Annotated in this window: 1 protein-coding gene; it reads right to left on the reverse strand. The window is 73.5% G+C overall.

What is annotated here, in order from left to right:
* Nucleotides 1-7: 7 nt before the first annotated feature.
* The gene (locus QC282_RS02540; protein ID WP_279547492.1) at nt 8-17,827 is read right to left on the reverse strand and encodes a type I polyketide synthase; all 17,820 of its coding nucleotides are present in this window, start codon (nt 17,825-17,827) and stop codon (nt 8-10) included.
* Between the last annotated feature and the right edge of the window lie 47 nt (nt 17,828-17,874).

Here is a 17,874-nt window from a genome sequence, read left to right on the forward strand (position 1 = left end):
CCCTCAGTCAGTCTCGGTCGGTGAATGCGAGGTCGGCGTCGGTGTAAGGATCTGTGTCGGGATCTGCATCGAGACCTGTGTCGGGCCCTGTGTCGGGATCTGTGTCGGAGTCGATGTAGGCATCCGTGTCGGCGTCTTCATCGGGCATGTCGTCGCCGAGTGCCAGGTGCACCAGTTCCTCCACGGCCAGGTCCGCGATGGCGGGGTCCTCGCCGTCCGGGTCGTCGTCGGCCCAGGACCGGTCGGTGTCGTCCGTGCTGCGGGCCTGCTCGTCGTCGGCCTCGGCCAGCAGGGTCCGCAGGCCGGGCAGGAGGCCTGCTTCGTGCAGGCGGGTGAGCGGGATCGAGGCGAGCAGGCGGCGGACGCGGTCCTCGTCCATGTCCTGCGGTGAGAGCTCCGCGGTGTCGGCCGGGAACAGCTCGGCGTGGAGGTGGCGGGCCAGGCCGACGGGGGTGGGGTGGTCGAAGACGAGGGTCGTGGCGAGCCGCAGGCCGGTGCCGGCCATCAGCTGGTTGCGCAGGTCGACGGCGGTCAGGGAGTCGAAGCCGAAGTCCTTGAACGGGCGGTCGGCGTCGAGTGCCGCCGGTGACTCGTGGCCGAGGACCGCGGCGACGCGGGCCAGGACGAAGTCACCCAGGGCGCGTTCGCGTTCGGCGGGCGGCAGGTCGCGCAGCCTGCTGACGAGTTCACCTGCCCCGGCGCCCGGTGCGGCGGCGTCGGAGCGGCCGGCCGGTGCGGCGTCGGGCAGGTCGGAGAGGAGGGCGCTGGGACGGGTGAGCGTGAACGCCGTGGCGAAGCGGTCCCAGGAGACGTCCACCACGGTCGTGCAGGGCTGGTCGTCGGCGAGCACCTGGTCCAGAGCGGCGAGGGCACGCTCGGGCGGCAGCAGGCGCAGCCCGGAGCGCCGGATGCGTTCCTCGGCGGCCCGGTCGGCGGCCATGCCGTCACCGGCCCAGGGCCCCCAGGCTACGGATGCGGCGGGCAGGCCCTGGGCGCGGCGGTACTGGGCGAGGGCGTCGAGGTGGGCGTTGGCGGCGGCGTAGGCGGCCTGGCCGGCGTTGCCGAGGACTCCGGTCACGGAGGCGAACAGGACGAAGAAGTCGAGGTCGAGACCGAGGTCGGTGGTCAGTTCGTGCAGCAGGTCGGCGGCGGTGGCCTTGGCCGCGAGTGCGGCGGCCAGGTGCTGTGGTGTGAGGTCGGCGAGGACACCGTTGGCCGGTACGCCCGCCGCGTGGACGACCCCGGTCAGCGGCGTGTTCTCGGGGATGCCCGCAAGCAGGTCGCGCAGCGCGTCCCGGTCGGTGAGGTCGCAGGCCGCGAGGGTGACGCGGGCGCCGAGTGCGGCGAGTTCGTCGCGCAGCCCGGTGGCGCCGGGGGCGTCGGCGCCACGCCGGGAGACGAGGAGCAGGTGCTCGGCGCCCTGGTGCGCGAGCCGGCGGGCGACGTGGCTGCCGAGGGCTCCCGTGCCGCCCGTGATCAGCACCGTCCCGCGGTTCCGGGCCGGTGACGGGGCGGAGTGGCGGGCGCTGTCGTCCCGGACGAGCCGGGCCGCGAAGACGCCGCCTCCCGCGCGGACGGCGAGCTGGTCCTCCCGCCAGTCGGCGGACCCGCTGTGGGCGAGGATCTGGACGAGCCGGGTCACTTCCCGGTGTCCGGGGCGGGCGGGGAGGTCGGTCAGCCCGCCCCACAGGTCGGGGTGTTCCAGGGCCAGGCTGCGGCCGAGTCCCCAGAGCTGGGCCTGGGCGGGGTGGTGGAGGGGATCGCCGGAGCCGACCGAGACGGCGGACCGGGTCACGCACCACAGGGGGGCGCCGGTTCCGCCGGCCGCGTCCGTCCAGGCCTGGGCGAGGAGGAGGGTGAGGGCGGTGGCGGCAGGGGGCAGCCCGTCGTCGGAGGCGGGTTCGTCGGCCGAGGCGAGCAGGGAGAGCACACCGTCCGGGGCGAGTTCGCGCAGCCTGGCGGTGAGCGCGGTGCGGCTGTCGTGGGTGCCGACGGTCAGGACGGTGACCTGGGCGCCGGCGTCCCGCAGGGCCCGCGTGCACTGTTCCAGGAAGCCGTCCTGGTCCGCCGCGTCCTGTTCCGGGGCGGCGACCAGCCAGTGCCCGGTGAGTGCGGAGGCGGCGGCCGGGACGCCGATCGGCTTCCAGGTGAGCCGGTAGCGCCAGGCGGTCAGCTCCGACGCCTCGCGCTGCCGCCTGCGCCAGTCGGACAGCACCGGCAGCACCGTGTCGAGGGAGGCATCGGGTGCCACGCCCAGCCGGTCGGCGAGCGCGGCGGTGTCGCCGTCCTCGACCAGGCTCCAGAACCCGTCGTCCGTTCCGGTGCGGCCGGCGCCGTCCGCACCGCCGGCCCGCCGCTGAGTCCGGCGGTCGCGCAGCCAGTACCGGCGGCGCTGGAAGGCGTACGTGGGCAGGTCGAGGCGTTCCCACGGTGGCGCGACGCCGGCCCCGTCGGTGGCCGGTGCGACGGCCGGGTCGGCGGTCGTCGCGGTGGCCGCAGCAGTGGTGGCCACGGCAGTGGTGGCCACGGCAGTGGTGGCCACGGCAGTGGTTGAGTCGGCGGCCGTGGTGGCCACCATGACGGTGGTCCGGTCGGATGCCGTGGTGAGGGGCGTGGCGGGGGGCGTGGCGGGGGCCGTAGTGACGGCCGTGACGGTGCCCGGGGCGGCGGCCGTGGCCGGGGCCGGGGCCGGTGTGGCGGCGGTAGTGGTGGCCGGGGCCGGTGTGACGGCCGTGGCCAGAGCCGAGGTGGTGGTCGTGGCGGTGGTCCGGTCGGCGGCCGTGGTGACGGCGGCCCAGTCGGTCTTCATGCCGCGCACGAACAGTTCGGCGACGGCCGTGAGGAGGCTTTCGGGTTCGGGCCGGCCGGTCCGCAGGACGGCGGTGGCGGTGCTGCGGCCGTCCGAGGCGGACCGGGCGCGGGCGGTGAGGACGGGCTCCGGTCCCAGTTCCAGCAGGCAGGTCGCGCCGTGGTCACCGGTGGCCGTGGTCAGCGCGTCGTGGAACCGCACGGGCCGCCGCACCTGGTCCACCCAGTATCCGGCGGTGGCCCATTCCGCCGTGACGGCCTCGCCGGTGGCGGAGCTGACGGCGGCAACCGTCGGGCGGCGGTACGTGACGGTCCGGGCCACGGCGGCGAAGTCGTCGAGCATCGGTTCCATCAGCGGCGAGTGGAAGGCGTGGCTGACCCGCAGCCGCGACACCCGACGGCCCCGCTCCCGGGCCACCGCCAACGCCTCCTCAACCAGATGCCCATCACCCGAAACAACCACCGAGGACGGCCCATTGACGACAGCCACAGCCACCTGCCCACCGCCAGTAAGGCCCTTCAGCAACTCCGTCACCTCGGCTTCCGAGCCCTCCAGCGCGGCCATCGCCCCACCCCCGGGCAACGCCTGCATCAACCGCGCCCGCGCGGCCACCAGCCGTACGGCGTCCGGGAGTTCGAAGACACCGGCGGTGTAGGCGGCGGCCAGTTCGCCGACCGAGTGGCCGGTGACCAGGTCGGGGCGGACGCCCCAGGAGCGCAGGAGTTCCGCCAGGGCCACCTGGAGGGCGAAGAGTGCGGTCTGCGCGTAACCGGTGGCGTCGAGCAGTCCGTCGTCCTCCCGCGCGGCGGGGTCGGCGAACAGGACGTCGCGCAGAGGGCGCGGGAATCCGGCCTCGGGTCCGCCGAGCTCCGCTTCGAGCAGGTCGCAGACGGCGTCCAGGGCCTGCGCGAACACCGGGTAGGCGGCGTGCAGTTCGCGGCCCATGCCGGGACGCTGGCTGCCCTGCCCGGTGAACAGCCACGCCGTGCGGCCCTCTCCGACCGTGCCGGTCACGACGGTCGCGTGCCCGGTGACCGACTCACCGTCGGTGGCCAAGGCGTGCATCCCGGCGCGCAGTTGGTCCGTGTCGGAGCCGAGGATCACGGCACGGTGGTCCAGCACGGCCCGGGTGGTGGCCAGGGCGTGGGCGACGGCGTACGGGGACCGCTCGGGTCCGTTCGTGAGGAAACCGGCGAGCCGTGCCGCCTGCGCCCGGGTCGCCTGGGCGGTACGGCCGGACACGAGCCAGGGGACGAGCGGCGCACGACCGTTCCCGCCCGGCACCGCGACCGCCGGGGCGTGCGTGGAGGCGGGCGGCGGCGCCTCTTCCAGGATGACGTGGGCGTTGGTGCCGCTGATGCCGAACGAGGAGACGCCGGCCCGGCGCGGACGGTCGCCGCTCGCCTGCCAGTCACGGGGCTCCGTCAGCAGCCGTACCGCTCCCGACTCCCAGTCGACGTGGCTGGACGGACGGTCCACGTGCAGTGTCCTCGGCAGGTGGCGCCGCTGGAGCGCCATGACCATCTTGATGACACTCGCCGCCGCGGCGCCCGCCTGGGCGTGCCCGATGTTGGACTTGACCGACCCCAGCCAGAGCGGTTCGTCGTCGCTGCGGGCCTGGCCGTAGGTGGCGAGGAGGGCCTGCGCCTCGATGGGGTCGCCGAGCCGCGTACCGGTGCCGTGCGCCTCCACCACGTCCACCTCGGCGGGCGAGACACGGGCGGCCTTCAACGCCTGCCGGATGACCCGCTGCTGGGACGGCCCGTTGGGCGCGGTGAGGCCGTTCGAGGCACCGTCCTGATTGACGGCGCTGCCGCGTACGACGGCCAGCACGGGGTGGCCGTTGCGGCGGGCGTCGGACAGCCGTTCCAGCACGAGGATGCCGCCGCCCTCGGCCCAACCGGTGCCGTCCGCGCTGTCGGCGAACGACTTGCACCGGCCGTCGCCGGCCAGCCCGCCCTGCCGCGCGAACTCCAGGAACATACCGGGCGTCGCCATCACGGTGGCACCACCGGCCAACGCCATGTCGCACTCCCCCGCGCGCAGGGCCTGCGCCGCCAGATGCAGCGCGACCAGCGCCGACGAACACGCGGTGTCCACGGACACGGCCGGGCCCTCCAGCCCGAAGACGTACGACAGCCGGCCCGAGGCGACGCTCGGGGTGCTGCCCGTGAGCAGATAGCCGTCGGTCTCCGGATCGGCGTCGTCGTCCTCCTGCCCGCTGGCGTAGCCGTTCGCGGAGACACCCGCGTACACGCCGGTCGCCGAACCCTTCAGCGACAGCGGATCGATGCCGGCACGTTCCAGGGCCTCCCAGGCGGTCTCCAGCAGCAACCGCTGCTGCGGGTCCATCGCCAGCGCCTCGCGCGGCGAGATCCCGAACAACTCCGCGTCGAACTCCGTGGCCCCGTCCACGAATCCGCCGACCGCCGCCACACCGTCCAGCGCCCGCGTGTTCCAGCCACGGTCCAGTGGGAAGGGCGCGATGCCGTCGCCGCCGGTGGTCACCAGGTCCCAGAGGGCCTCCGGAGAGTCCACGCCTCCGGGATAGCGGCAGCCCATGCCGACGACGGCGATCGGCTCGTCGGCCGCCGGCGCGGAGGGTGTCGTGGTGTCCCGGCCCTCCCCCGTGCCCTCGGCCGGGGCACCCGTCAGCTTCTCCCGCAGCCATGTCGCGAGACCGGCCGGCGTCGGGTGGTCGAAGATCACGGTCACCGGGAGGGTGACGCCGGTGGCCGAGCCGAGGCGGTTGCGCAGGTCGACGGCGGTGAGCGAGTCGAACCCGAGGTCCTTGAAGGCGCGTTCGGGGTCGACGGCGGCGGGTGAGGCGTGGCCGAGGACGGCGGCGACCTGGGTCCGCACGAGGTCCAGCAGCTCGCGTTCCTGTTCCTCGACGGACAGCTCACGCAGCCGCCGGGCCAGGGCACCGCCACCGGCCGCGTGCCCTGCGACGCGGCGCCGACGGTCGGGGGCGGGGAGGATGCCGTGCAGGACGGCCGGGAGGGTTTCCCGCACGGCGGCCAGGGAGGCCGGGCGGAGGGCTACGGGGACGGCGACCGGCTCGTTGACGAGCAGGGCGGTGTCCAGGAGGGCGAGGCCCTGACTGGTCGGCAGTGCGGGGAAGCCCTGCCGGGCCATCCGGTCCAACTCTGCTTTCGCGAGCGTGCCGCCCATGCCCTCGGCGGTCTCCCACATACCCCACGCCAACGACACACCGGGCAGACCCGCAGCGCGGCGGGACACGGCCAGGGCATCCAGGACGTTGTTCGCGGCAGCGTACGCGGCCTGACCGACGTTCCCGACCACGCCCGCGAAGGACGAGAACAACACAAACGCCGACAGATCATGATCACGGGTGAGCTCATGCAGGTGAAGCGCCGATTCCGCCTTCGCGGCGAGGACACGCGCCAGCCGCTCCGGAGTCAGGTCCGCGATCAGACCGTCGTCCAGGACACCGGCCGCATGGACGACAGCACTCAGCCGGACGCCCTCCAGGATGCGGGCCAGGGCTTGGCGATCGGTGACGTCACAGGCCCGGACGCTCACCCGGGCGCCCAACTCCTCAAGTTGCTCGGTGAGTTCGCGAGCGCCCGGGGCTTCGAGACCACGCCGGGACACCAGCAACAAGTCCCGCACACCATGCCGGGCCACCAGATGCCGGGCCAGCTCAGCGCCCAGCCCACCCGTACCGCCCGTGATCAGCACCGTGCCGGACTGCTGCCAGGGAGCCGGAACCGAGACGACCACCTTGCCGACGTGCTTGGCCTGCCCCAGCAGCCGCAACGCCTCCGGCGCCCGAGCGATCTCGAACGAGGTCACCGTGTTCGGCTTCAGCAGACCCTTTTCAAACAGCTCCAGCAACGCGGCGAACATCTCCGCGATCCGCTCCGGACCCGCGTCCATCAGATCGAACGCGGTGTAGTCCACCCCGTACTCCGCACGCACCTGCTCGGGGTCCCGTACGTCGGTCTTGCCCATCTCCACGAACCGGCCGCCAGGACGCACCAACCGCAACGACGCGTCCACGAACTCTCCCGCCAGAGAGTCCAGAACAACATCCACGCCGGGCTGGAAACGTGTCTCGAAGTCCGTAGTACGGGACGAAGCGATCCGCTCCTCCGGAACCCCCAGCCCTCGCACCACCGGCCACTTCGGTTCACTCGCCGTCCCGTACACCACCGCACCCAAGTGCCGGGCCAGCTGCACCGCGGCCATCCCGACACCACCTGCGGCGGAATGGACCAGCACCGACTCACCCGCCCGCAACCCCGCGAGGTCGACCAGCGAGTAGTACGCCGTGAGGAACACGATCGGCACCGACGCCGCCTGCTCGAAGGACCAGCCCTCCGGGACCTGGCACACCATCCGCGCATCCGCCCGCGCCGTCGGCCCGAACGCACCGTCCAGCAGGCCCATCACCCGGTCACCGACCGCCAGCCCCTCAACCCCCGGACCGACCTCCAACACCACACCGGCGCCCTCGTGACCGAGCCGCCCCGCGTCACCCGGATACATGCCGAGCACGTTCAGTACGTCACGGAAGTTGACGCCCGCCGCACGCACACCGACCCGTACCTGGCCCGGCGCGAGCGGGATCGGCTGCTCGGGGACCAGGGCGACACCGTCCAGCCGCCCCTGGTCCACGACGTCCATGCGCCAGCCGTCACCCACACCCGCAGGAGGCACCAGCACGCCGCCCGAGGCCATCCGTGCCAGGCGCGGCACCCACACCTTGCCCTCGCGGACAGCCATCTGGTCTTCGTCGGTGCGGGTGGCGGCGAGTCGGTACGACTCGGGGGCGTCGTCGGTGTCGACGAGGGCGAAGCGTCCGGGGTGTTCGTTCATGGCGGAGCGGACCAGGCCCCAGACTCCGGCGCCGCCGACGTCGGGTGTCTCGCCGTCGCGGACCGCCACGGCGCCGTTGGTCACGACGACGAGCCGTGCGGAGGCGAAGCGCTCCTCGGTGAGCCACTCGCGTACGGCTGCCAGGGCGTCGCCGACCGCCGCGGTTCCCGCTCCTGCGGCGATCGGCAGGACGACCGTGTCGGGTACGGCGTCGTCGCAGCCGGCGAGGGTGAGGCCGGCCGCCTGCCAGGGTTCCGGGGCCTCCGGTGCACGCAGGACGGTCACCCGGTCGGAAGGTGCCGCCGTACGCTCGCCGGACGGCACGAGCGGAGTCCACTCGACCCGGTAGAGGTCCTCGGCGGCGTTGGCGGCGGCGCTCTGTGCGGCGAGCTCACCGGTGGAGACCGGGCGGAGCAGCAGCGACTCGACGGCGGCGACCGGGTCGCCGGCGGCGTCGGCCACGTGCAGCGCGTAGGTGCCGGAGCCGCGCGGTTCGACGCGTACCCGCACCCGGTCGGCGCCCACGGCCTGGCAGGTGACTCCCGACCAGGCGAAGGGCAGCAGTGTGCCTTCCCGGTCGTCGGCACGCAGTGCAAGGGCGTGCAGAACGGCGTCCAGCAGCGCCGGATGCAGACTGAACGCGGGCGCCTCGGCCGCCACCGCCTCGGGCAGGGCGGCCTCCACGTACAGGGCGTCGCCGTGCGTCCAGACGTTGCGCAGGCCGCGGAAGGCCGTGCCGTACCGCAGGCCCGCGTCGGCGAGCCGCTCGTACAGGCCGGTCACGTCGGCCGGTTCGGCGCCGGCCGGGGGCCAGGTCCGCAGGTCCGACGGCCGGGACGGGGTCGCATCGCCGCTCACCGCGCCGGTGGCGTGCAGGGTCCAGGTGCTGTCGTCGTCGGCGGTGTCCGGGCGGGCGTACAGCCGCAGGGAGCGGGTGCCGGTGTCGTCCGGGGCGTCGAGGGCGATCTGCACCTGCGCGGCGCCTCGGTCGGGGAGGATCAGCGGGGCCTGGAGGGCGAGTTCGTCGACGCGGTCGCAGTGGACGCGTTCGGCTGCCGCCAGGGCGAGTTCGAGCATCGCGGTGCCCGGGACGACGGTGGTCCCGCCCACGACGTGGTCGGCGAGCCAGGGCGTGGCGGCGACGGACAGCCTGGCGGTCAGCAGGACGGCGTCCGTACCGGCCACGGGGACGGCAGCGCCGAGCAGCGGGTGCTGGGCCGCCCGGAGGCCTAGGCCGCGCGCGTCGGCGGACCCGCCCGCGTCGCGCAGCCAGTAGCGCTCGCGCTGGAAGGCGTAGGTGGGCAGCCGGGTCGGTGTGGCGCCGCTGTCCGTGAACAGGGCCGCCCAGTCGACGGGTGTGCCGCGTACGTACAGTTCGGCGACCGCGTGCAGCAGGCTGTGGGCCTCGGGGCGGTTCCTGCGGAGGGCGGGGACGGCGTGGGCGGGTTCCACGAGGGCGGACAGCACCGGGTCCGGGCCCAGTTCGAGGAAGCGTACGGCGCCGAGATCGCCGACTGCGGTGAGGGCGGCGTCGTGGAAGCGGACGGCCTGGCGTACCTGGCGCACCCAGTAGTCGGGGGTAGTCCAGTCGCCGTCGGCGAGTGCCGCACCGGTCAGGGTGCTGACGGCGGCCATGGTCGGCCGGCGGTAGTCGATGCGGGCGGCGATCCCGGCGAACTCGGCGAGCATCGGCTCCATCAGCGGCGAGTGGAAGGCGTGCGAGACGCGCAGCCGGGTGGTGCGGCGGCCCAGGCCGGACACGGCCGCCATGACCCGCTCGACGCCTGCCTCCGTACCCGAAACCACCATGGCCTGCGGCCCGTTGACGGCCGCGACCGCCACGTCTTCCGCACCCCTGAGCAGTTCGGCGACTTCCGCCTCGTCCGCCTCCACCGCGGCCATCGCCCCGCCCTCGGGCAGCGCCTGCATCAGCCGGGCACGAGCGGCCACCAGCCGCACCGCGTCCGCGAGTTCGAAGACCCCGGCCACGTGGGCGGCCGCGAACTCGCCGACGGAGTGGCCGAGTACCACGTCGGGACGTACGCCCCAGGAGTGCAGGAGCGCGGCGAGCGCGGTTTCGACGGCGAAGAGGGCGGCCTGGGCGTAGCCGGTCCGGTCCAGCAGAGCGGCGGCGGTCGAGTCGTCGTCCGCGAACAGCACCTCGCGCAGCGGCAGGGGGAAGCCGTCCGCCCCGGCCAGCTCGGCTTCCAGCAGTTCGGCGACCTCGTCGAAGGCGCGCGCGAACTCGGCGTAGGCGGTGTGGAGTTCGCGCCCCATGCCGATGCGCTGGCTGCCCTGGCCGGTGAACATCCACGCCGTGCGGCCCTCGGTGACGACGCCGGCGACGGCCGACCCGGCGAGTTCGGCCGGTCCGGTGACTGCGGTGAGTCCGGCGCGCAGGGTTTCGGCATCGGGGCCCAGTACGACCGCCCGGTGCTCCAGCGCCGCCCGGGTGGTGGCGAGCGAGAGCCCGACATCGAGCGGCGAGACGTCCGGCCGTCCGGTGAGGAACTCGGCCAGCCGCTCGGACTGAGCGATGACCGCCTGTTCACTGCGGCCGGACAGCACCCACGGGACGACGGGGACAGGAGACGCCTGCCTCTGCGGCGAGGGTGCGCTCGGTGCTTCCTCCAGGACGACGTGGGCGTTGGTGCCGCTGATACCGAAGGACGACACACCGGCGCGGCGCGGACGGTCACCGCGCGGCCAGGCCCGCTCCTCCGTCAGCAGCGCCACCGCACCCGTCGACCAGTCCACGTGGGACGACGGCTCGTCCACATGCAGCGTGCGCGGCAGACGCTCCCGGCGCAACGCCATCACCATCTTCACCACACCGGCCACACCGGCAGCCGCCTGCGCATGACCGATGTTGGACTTGATCGACCCCAGCCAGAGCGGCTCGTCGTCACTACGCCCCTGCCCGTACGTGGCCAGCAATGCCTGCGCCTCGATCGGGTCGCCGAGCCGCGTACCGGTCCCGTGCGCCTCCACGGCATCCACCTCGGAGGGTTCCAGCCGGGCGGCGGCGAGCGCCTGCCGGATCACCCGCTGCTGCGACGGCCCGTTCGGCGCGGTCAACCCGTTCGACGCCCCGTCCTGATTGACCGCGCTGCCCCGCACGACGGCCAGCACGGGATGCCCATTACGGCGGGCGTCGGACAACCGCTCCAGCACCAGAATGCCGCCACCCTCGGCCCAACCAGTGCCGTCGGCAGCCTCGGCGAACGACTTGCACCGACCGTCACCAGCCAACCCGCCCTGCCGCGCGAACTCCAGGAAGATCCCCGGCGTCGCCATCACCGTCGCGCCACCGGCCAGGGCGAGATCGCACTCCCCCGCGCGCAGAGCCTGCGCCGCCAGATGGAGAGCCACCAGCGCGGACGAGCACGCCGTGTCGACGGAGACCGCCGGCCCTTCAAGCCCGAACACGTACGACAGCCGGCCCGATGCCACGCTGGGCGTGCTGCCGGTGAGCAGATACCCCTCGGTGTTGCCCTGCGGGTCGTCCACCGTCCCGCTGCCGTAACCGTTCGCGGAGACACCCGCGTACACGCCGGTCGCCGAACCCCGCAGCGAGGTCGGGTCGATGCCAGCGTCCTCCAGCGCTTCCCAGGCGGTCTCCAGCAGCAACCGCTGCTGCGGGTCCATCGCCAGCGCCTCACGCGGCGAGATCCCGAACAACTCCGCGTCGAAAAGGGCGACATCGTCAACGAACCCGCCCACTGAGGTCAGGCCGTCCAGGAGGGCCGGGTCCCAACCACGGTCGGCGGGGAGGGCGGTGAGACCGTCGCGGCCCTCGGCGACCAGATCCCAGAGCGCGTCCGGCGAGTCCGCACCGCCGGGGAAACGGCACCCCATGCCGACGACGGCGATCGGCTCGTCCAGGGCCACTCGGGCGCGGGAGCCGACCGCTGGTGCGCCGTCGGTCCGGTCCGCCGAGCCCAGCAGTTGAGTTTTCAGGAAGGCCGTGAGCGACGCGGGCGTCGGATGGTCGAAGACGAGGGTGGCCGGGAGGGTGATACCGGTGGCCGAGCCGAGCCGGTTGCGCAGGTCGACAGCGGTCAGCGAGTCGAACCCGAGGTCCTTGAAGGCGCGGGCCGGATCGACCGACCCGGCCGAGGCATGGCCCAGCACCGCCGCCACCTGCGTCAGCACGAGGTCGAGCAGTAGCCGCTCCTGCTCGGTGTCCTGGAGTCCGGCGAGCTTGCGCGCCAGAGCGGTCCCGGTCCCCGCGGTGGCGCTTCCCGCAGCGCGACGCCGGCGGTCGGAAGCGGGAACGAGGTCGTGCAGAACGGTCGGCAGCGTGTCCCGGACGGCTGAGAGGGCGGACGGACGCAGGGCCACGGGGACGGCGACCGGCTCGTTGACGAGCAGGGCGGTGTCCAGGAGGGCAAGCCCTTCACTGGTTTCGAGAGCTGGGAAGCCCTGCCGAGCCATCCGGTCCAACTCGGCCTTGGCGAGCGTGCCGCCCATGCCCTCGGCGGTCTCCCACATACCCCACGCGAGCGAGACTGCGGGCAGACCCGCAGCGCGGCGGGACACGGCGAGCGCGTCCAGGACGTTGTTCGCGGCGGCATACGCGGCCTGACCTGTGCTGCCGACCACGCCCGCGAAGGACGAGAACAACACAAACGCCGACAGATCATGGCCACGGGTGAGCTCATGCAGGTGGAGCGCCGATTCCGCCTTCGCGGCGAGGACACGCGCCAGCCTCTCCGGAGTCAGGTCCGCGATCAGACCGTCGTCCAGGACACCGGCCGCATGGACGACAGCACTCAGCCGGACGCCCTCCAGCACACCCGCCAGCGCCTCACGGTCGCTGACGTCACAGGCCCGGACGCTCACCCGCGCGCCCAACACACCCAGCTGCTCGGTGAGTTCGCGAGCGCCCGGGGCTTCGAGACCACGCCGGGACACCAGCAACAAGTCCCGCACACCATGCCGGGCCACCAGATGCCGGGCCAGCTCAGCGCCAAGCCCACCCGTACCGCCCGTGATCAGCACCGTGCCGGACTGCTGCCAGGGAGCCGGAACCGAGACGACCACCTTGCCGACGTGCTTGGCCTGCCCCAGCAGCCGCAACGCCTCCGGCGCCCGAGCGATCTCGAACGAGGTCACCGTGTTCGGCTTCAGCAGACCCTTTTCAAACAGCTCCAGCAACGCGGCGAACATCTCCGCGATCCGCTCCGGACCCGCATCCATAAGATCGAACGCGGTGTACTCCACCCCGAACTCCGCACGCACCTCCTCCGCGTCCCGAACATCCGTCTTGCCCATCTCCACGAACCGGCCACCCGGCCGCACCAACCGCAACGACGCATCCACGAACTCCCCCGCCAGAGAGTCCAGAACAACATCCACGCCCGGTCGGAAGCGCTCCTCAAAGTCTGTAGTACGGGACGAAGCGATCCGCTCCTCCGGAACCCCCAGCCCCCGCACCACCGGCCACTTCGGCTCACTCGCCGTCCCATACACCACCGCACCCAAATGCCGGGCCAACTGCACCGCAGCCATCCCCACACCACCCGCGGCAGAATGGACCAACACCGACTCACCCGCCCGCAACCCCGCGAGATCCACCAGCGAGTAATACGCCGTCAGAAACACGATCGGCACCGACGCCGCCTGCTCGAACGACCACCCCACAGGCACCCGCGCCAACAACCGGGCATCCGTCACAGCCGTCGGCCCGAACGCACCGTCCAGCAGACCCATCACCCGGTCACCGACCGCCAGCCCCTCAACCCCCGGACCGACCTCCAACACCACACCGGCACCCTCATGACCGAGCCGCCCCGCATCACCCGGATACATGCCGAGCACGTTCAGCACGTCACGGAAGTTGACACCCGCCGCACGCACACCGACCCGGACCTCACCCCGCCCCAACGGCCGCCGCTCCTCCGCAACCAGCGCAACACCGTCCAGCCGACCCTGCTCCACCACATCCATCCGCCAGCCGTCACCCACACCCACAGGCGGCACCAGCACGCCGCCCGATGCCATGCGGGCCAGGCGCGGCGCCCATACCTCTCCCTTGCGCACGGCGAGTTGGGGTTCGTCGGTGGTGGCGAGGACGGCGGGGGTCAGTCCCGTGTCGTCCACGTCGACGAGGGCGAGGCGGCCGGGGTGTTCGTTCATGGCGGAGCGGATCAGGCCCCAGACGCCGGCGCCGGCCGGGTCGGCCGTCTCGTCGGGCAGTACGGGGACGGCCCCGCACGTCACGATCACCAGGCGGGTGCCGGCGAGCTTCGGTTCGGCCAGCCATCGCTGCACGGCATGCAGCGTGCGGGTGAGAACGTCTGTCAGGGGGCCGGTGCCGACGGGCAGCAGGGCGCGTCGTGGGGCTGCGTCTCCGGCGTCGATCGCGGCGATCAGGGCTTCCGGACCGGAGTGGAGGGTCGCCGTTTCGAGGCCGGGGATGCGGGTGCCGAGTGCGACCGGTTCGGTGGCAGGCTGCTCGCTCGTCGGTGTGGTGGCCCGGGTCCACTCCAGCCGGTAGAGGTGGTCCGCGCCGGACGGTGCCCGCCGCACGGTGAGTTCGGCCGTGTCCACCGGGCGCAGGAGGAGGGAGTCGACGGTGGCGACGGGGTCGCCCGCCGCGTCGGCGACGCGCAGGGTGATCTCGCCGTCACCGCGGACGGTGAGCCGTGCCCGGACGGCGGGTGCGCCGACGGCCGTGAGGGTCACGCCCGACCACAGGAACGGCAGGAGCGCGCGGTGGTCGTCGCCGGGCGTTCGCAGGGCCAGGGTGTGCAGGACGGTGTCGAGGAGGGCGGGGTGCAGGCCGAAGGGTTCCGCGTCGTCGGCGACGGGTTCGGGGAGGGCCGCTTCCACGTACCAGTCGTCGCCGGCCCGCCAGACCCGGTCGATGCCCTGGAAGGCGGGTCCGTAGCGCAGGCCCGCCTCGGTCAGCCGGTCGTAGAGACCGGTGAGGTCGGCGGGTTCGGCTGCCGCGGGGGGCCAGGCGCGCAGGTCCCAGGGTGCGGGCCGGGTGGTGCCGGTACTGACCGTTCCGGTGGCGTGCAGGGTCCAGGCCTGTTCGACCTCGGCGTCCTCGGTGCGGGAGAAGATCCGTACCGTGCGGCGGCCGTCGTCGGTGGCCGTGTCGATGACGATCTGGACCTGTGCCGCGCCCTGGTCGGGGAGGACGAGCGGGGCCTGGAGGGTGAGTTCGTCGAGGTGGTCGCAGTCGACGCGGAGGCCGGCCTGGAGGGCGAGTTCGACGAGGGCGGTGCCGGGGACGACGACGAGACCGCCGACGACGTGGTCGGCGAGCCAGGGGGTGGTGGCGAGGGACAGCCGGGAGGTGAGCAGGACGGTGTCGGAGCCGGCGACGGCGACGGCGGCGCCGAGCATCGGGTGGCTCGCGACGCCGAGACCGAGGCCGCGGGCGTCGGTGCCGGACCGGCCGGCGTCGAGCCAGTAGCGGCGGCGCTGGAAGGCGTAGGTGGGCAGGTCGGTGTGGCGGGCGCCGGTGCCGTGGAACACGGCGGCCCAGTCGGCGGCGGCTCCGCGGACGAACATTTCGGCCAGCGCGGTCAGCACGGCGGCGCACTCGTCGCGGCCCTCGCGGAGGGTGGGCACGGCGGGTGTGCCGGGGGCGGTGGACTGGGCGAGGCCGGCGAGGACGGGGTCGGCGCCGATTTCGAGGAGCCGGCTGACGCCGAGGTCGGTGGTGGCGGTGCGCACGGCGGCGTGGAAGCGGACGGCCTCGCGGACCTGCCGGACCCAGTAGCCGGGGGTGGCCCAGTCGTCGTCGGCGGCCCGGCCGGTGAGGGTGCTGACGGCGGGGAGTAGCGGTCGGCGGTGGCCGATGCCGGCGACGGCGTCGGCGAACTCGGCCAGCATCGGTTCCATCAGCGGTGAGTGGAAGGCGTGTGAGACCCGCAGCCGCGTCGTCCGGAGGTCGCGTTCCCGGGCGGCGGTCGTGATCTGCTCGACGGCGTGTTCCGTGCCCGAGACGACGACGGCGCGCGGGCCGTTGACGGCCGCGATCACCGCGGTGCCCGGCTCCCCGGCGGCGGTGAGGAGCCTTGCGGCCTCGGTCTCGTCGGCCTCGATCGCGGCCATGGCGCCGCCGTCGGGCAGGGACTGCATGAGCCGGGCGCGGGCGGCCACCAGCCGTACGGCGTCGGGCAGTTCGAGCGCTCCGGCGGTGTGCGCGGCGACGATCTCGCCGATGGAGTGGCCGATGACGACGTCGGGCTCCGCTCCCCAGGCGCGCAGCAGGGTGACGAGCGCGGTCTCGACGGCGAAGATCGCGGTCTGGGCGTAGCCGGTGCGGTCGAGGAGGGCGGCCTCGGGTGTGCCGGGGGCGGCGAGGCACACGTCGCGCACGGGGACGTCGAAGCCGGGCGCGCCCCGGAGTTCGGCGTCGAGCAGGGCGCAGATGTCGTCGAAGGCGCGGGCGTAGGCGGGGTGTGCGGCGTACAGTTCGCGGCCCATGCCGGGGCGTTGGCTGCCCTGGCCGGTGAACATCCAGGCGGTGCGGCCCTCGGTGACGATGCCGGTCACGGCCGTGCCCGTGCCCGGGGTGCCAGTGAGGCCGGCCAGTGCGGTGTGCAGGCTGGTGCGGTCGGGGCCGAGGACGACCGCGCGGTGTTCGAGGACGGCTCGGCCGGTGGCGAGGGTGTGGCCGATGTCGAGGGCGGAGGCGTCCGAGGCGGTGAGGTGGGCGGCGAGTCGTTCGGCCTGCGCTTCGAGGGCGGTCGCGGTGCGGGCGGTGAGCACCCACGGGATGTGGGGCAGGTGGGCGGGTGCGTCGTCGGGCGTGTGGTGCCGTGCGGGGGGTTCTTCGAGGACGAGGTGGGCGTTGGTGCCGCTGATGCCGAAGGAGGACACGCCGGCCCGGCGGGGTCGCTCGCCGCGCGGCCAGGGGCGTTCGTCGGTCAGGAGCCGTACCGCGCCGGCGGACCAGTCGACGTGTGTGGAGGGTTCGCCGGCGTGCAGGGTGCGGGGCAGGCGTTCGGCGCGGAGGGCCATGACCATTTTGATGACGCCGGCCACACCGGCCGCTGCCTGGGTGTGGCCGATGTTGGACTTGACGGACCCCAGCCAGACGGGGTCGTGTTCGTCGCGTCCCTTGCCGTAGGTGGCGAGGAGTGCCTGTGCCTCGATGGGGTCGCCGAGCCGGGTGCCGGTGCCGTGCGCCTCGACGGCGTCCACGTCGGCCGTGCCGAGTCGAGCGGCTTCCAGGGCTCGGCGGATGACGCGCTGCTGTGCCGGTCCGTTGGGGGCGCTGAGGCCGTTGGAGGCGCCGTCCTGGTTGACGGCGCTGCCCCGGATGACGGCGAGTACGGGGTGGCCGAGGCGCTGGGCGTCGGAGAGGCGTTCGAGGACGAGGACGCCGGCGCCCTCGGCCCAGCCGGTGCCGTCGGCGCTGTCGGCGAAGGCCTTGCAGCGGCCGTCGGAGGCGAGGCCGCCCTGCCGGGAGAACTCGACGAAGGTGGTGGGCGCCGCCATCACGGTCACGCCGCCGGCGAGTGCCGTGGCGCATTCGCGGCTGCGCAGCGACTGGCAGGCGAGGTGGAGGGCGACGAGGGAGGAGGAGCAGGCGGTGTCGATGGTGACGGCGGGGCCCTCGAAGCCGAAGACGTAGGCGATGCGGCCGGAGAAGACGCTGCCGGCGTTGCCGTTGGCGAGGAAGCCCGCGACGTCCTTGGGTACTTCCCGCAGCCGGGCGGCGTAGTCGTGGTACATGAGTCCCGCGAAGACGCCGGTCGGTGTGCCGCGCAGGGAGTGCGGGTCGATGCCGGCGCGTTCCAGGGCCTCCCAGGACGTTTCCAGCAGGAGCCGCTGCTGGGGGTCCATGGCGAGGGCTTCGCGGGGGCTGATGCCGAACGCCTCGGCGTCGAACTCGGCCGCGTCGTGCAGGAATCCGCCCTCCCGGGTGGCGGAGGTGCCCGCGGCCCGGTCGGTGTCGGCGGCGAAGAGGGCGTCGAGGTCCCAGCCGCGGTCGGTGGGGAACGGTGTGATGCCGTCCTCGCCGCCGCTCACCAGCCGCCACAGGTCCTCGGGGGAGGCGACGCCGCCCGGGTAGCGGCAGCCCATCCCGACGACGGCGACGGGTTCGTGCTCCTTGGCCTCGGCCTCGCGCAGACGAAGGTGGGCGTCCTGGGCGTCGGCGATCGCACGCTTGAGGTATTCGCGCAGCTTGTCCTCGTTCGCCATGTGTTCCTTGTCCTTCGAGAGTGCGCAGAGACCGAGACTGGTGGGGG

Source organism: Streptomyces sp. DH24 (assembly GCF_029813775.1).
GTDB lineage: Bacteria > Actinomycetota > Actinomycetes > Streptomycetales > Streptomycetaceae > Streptomyces.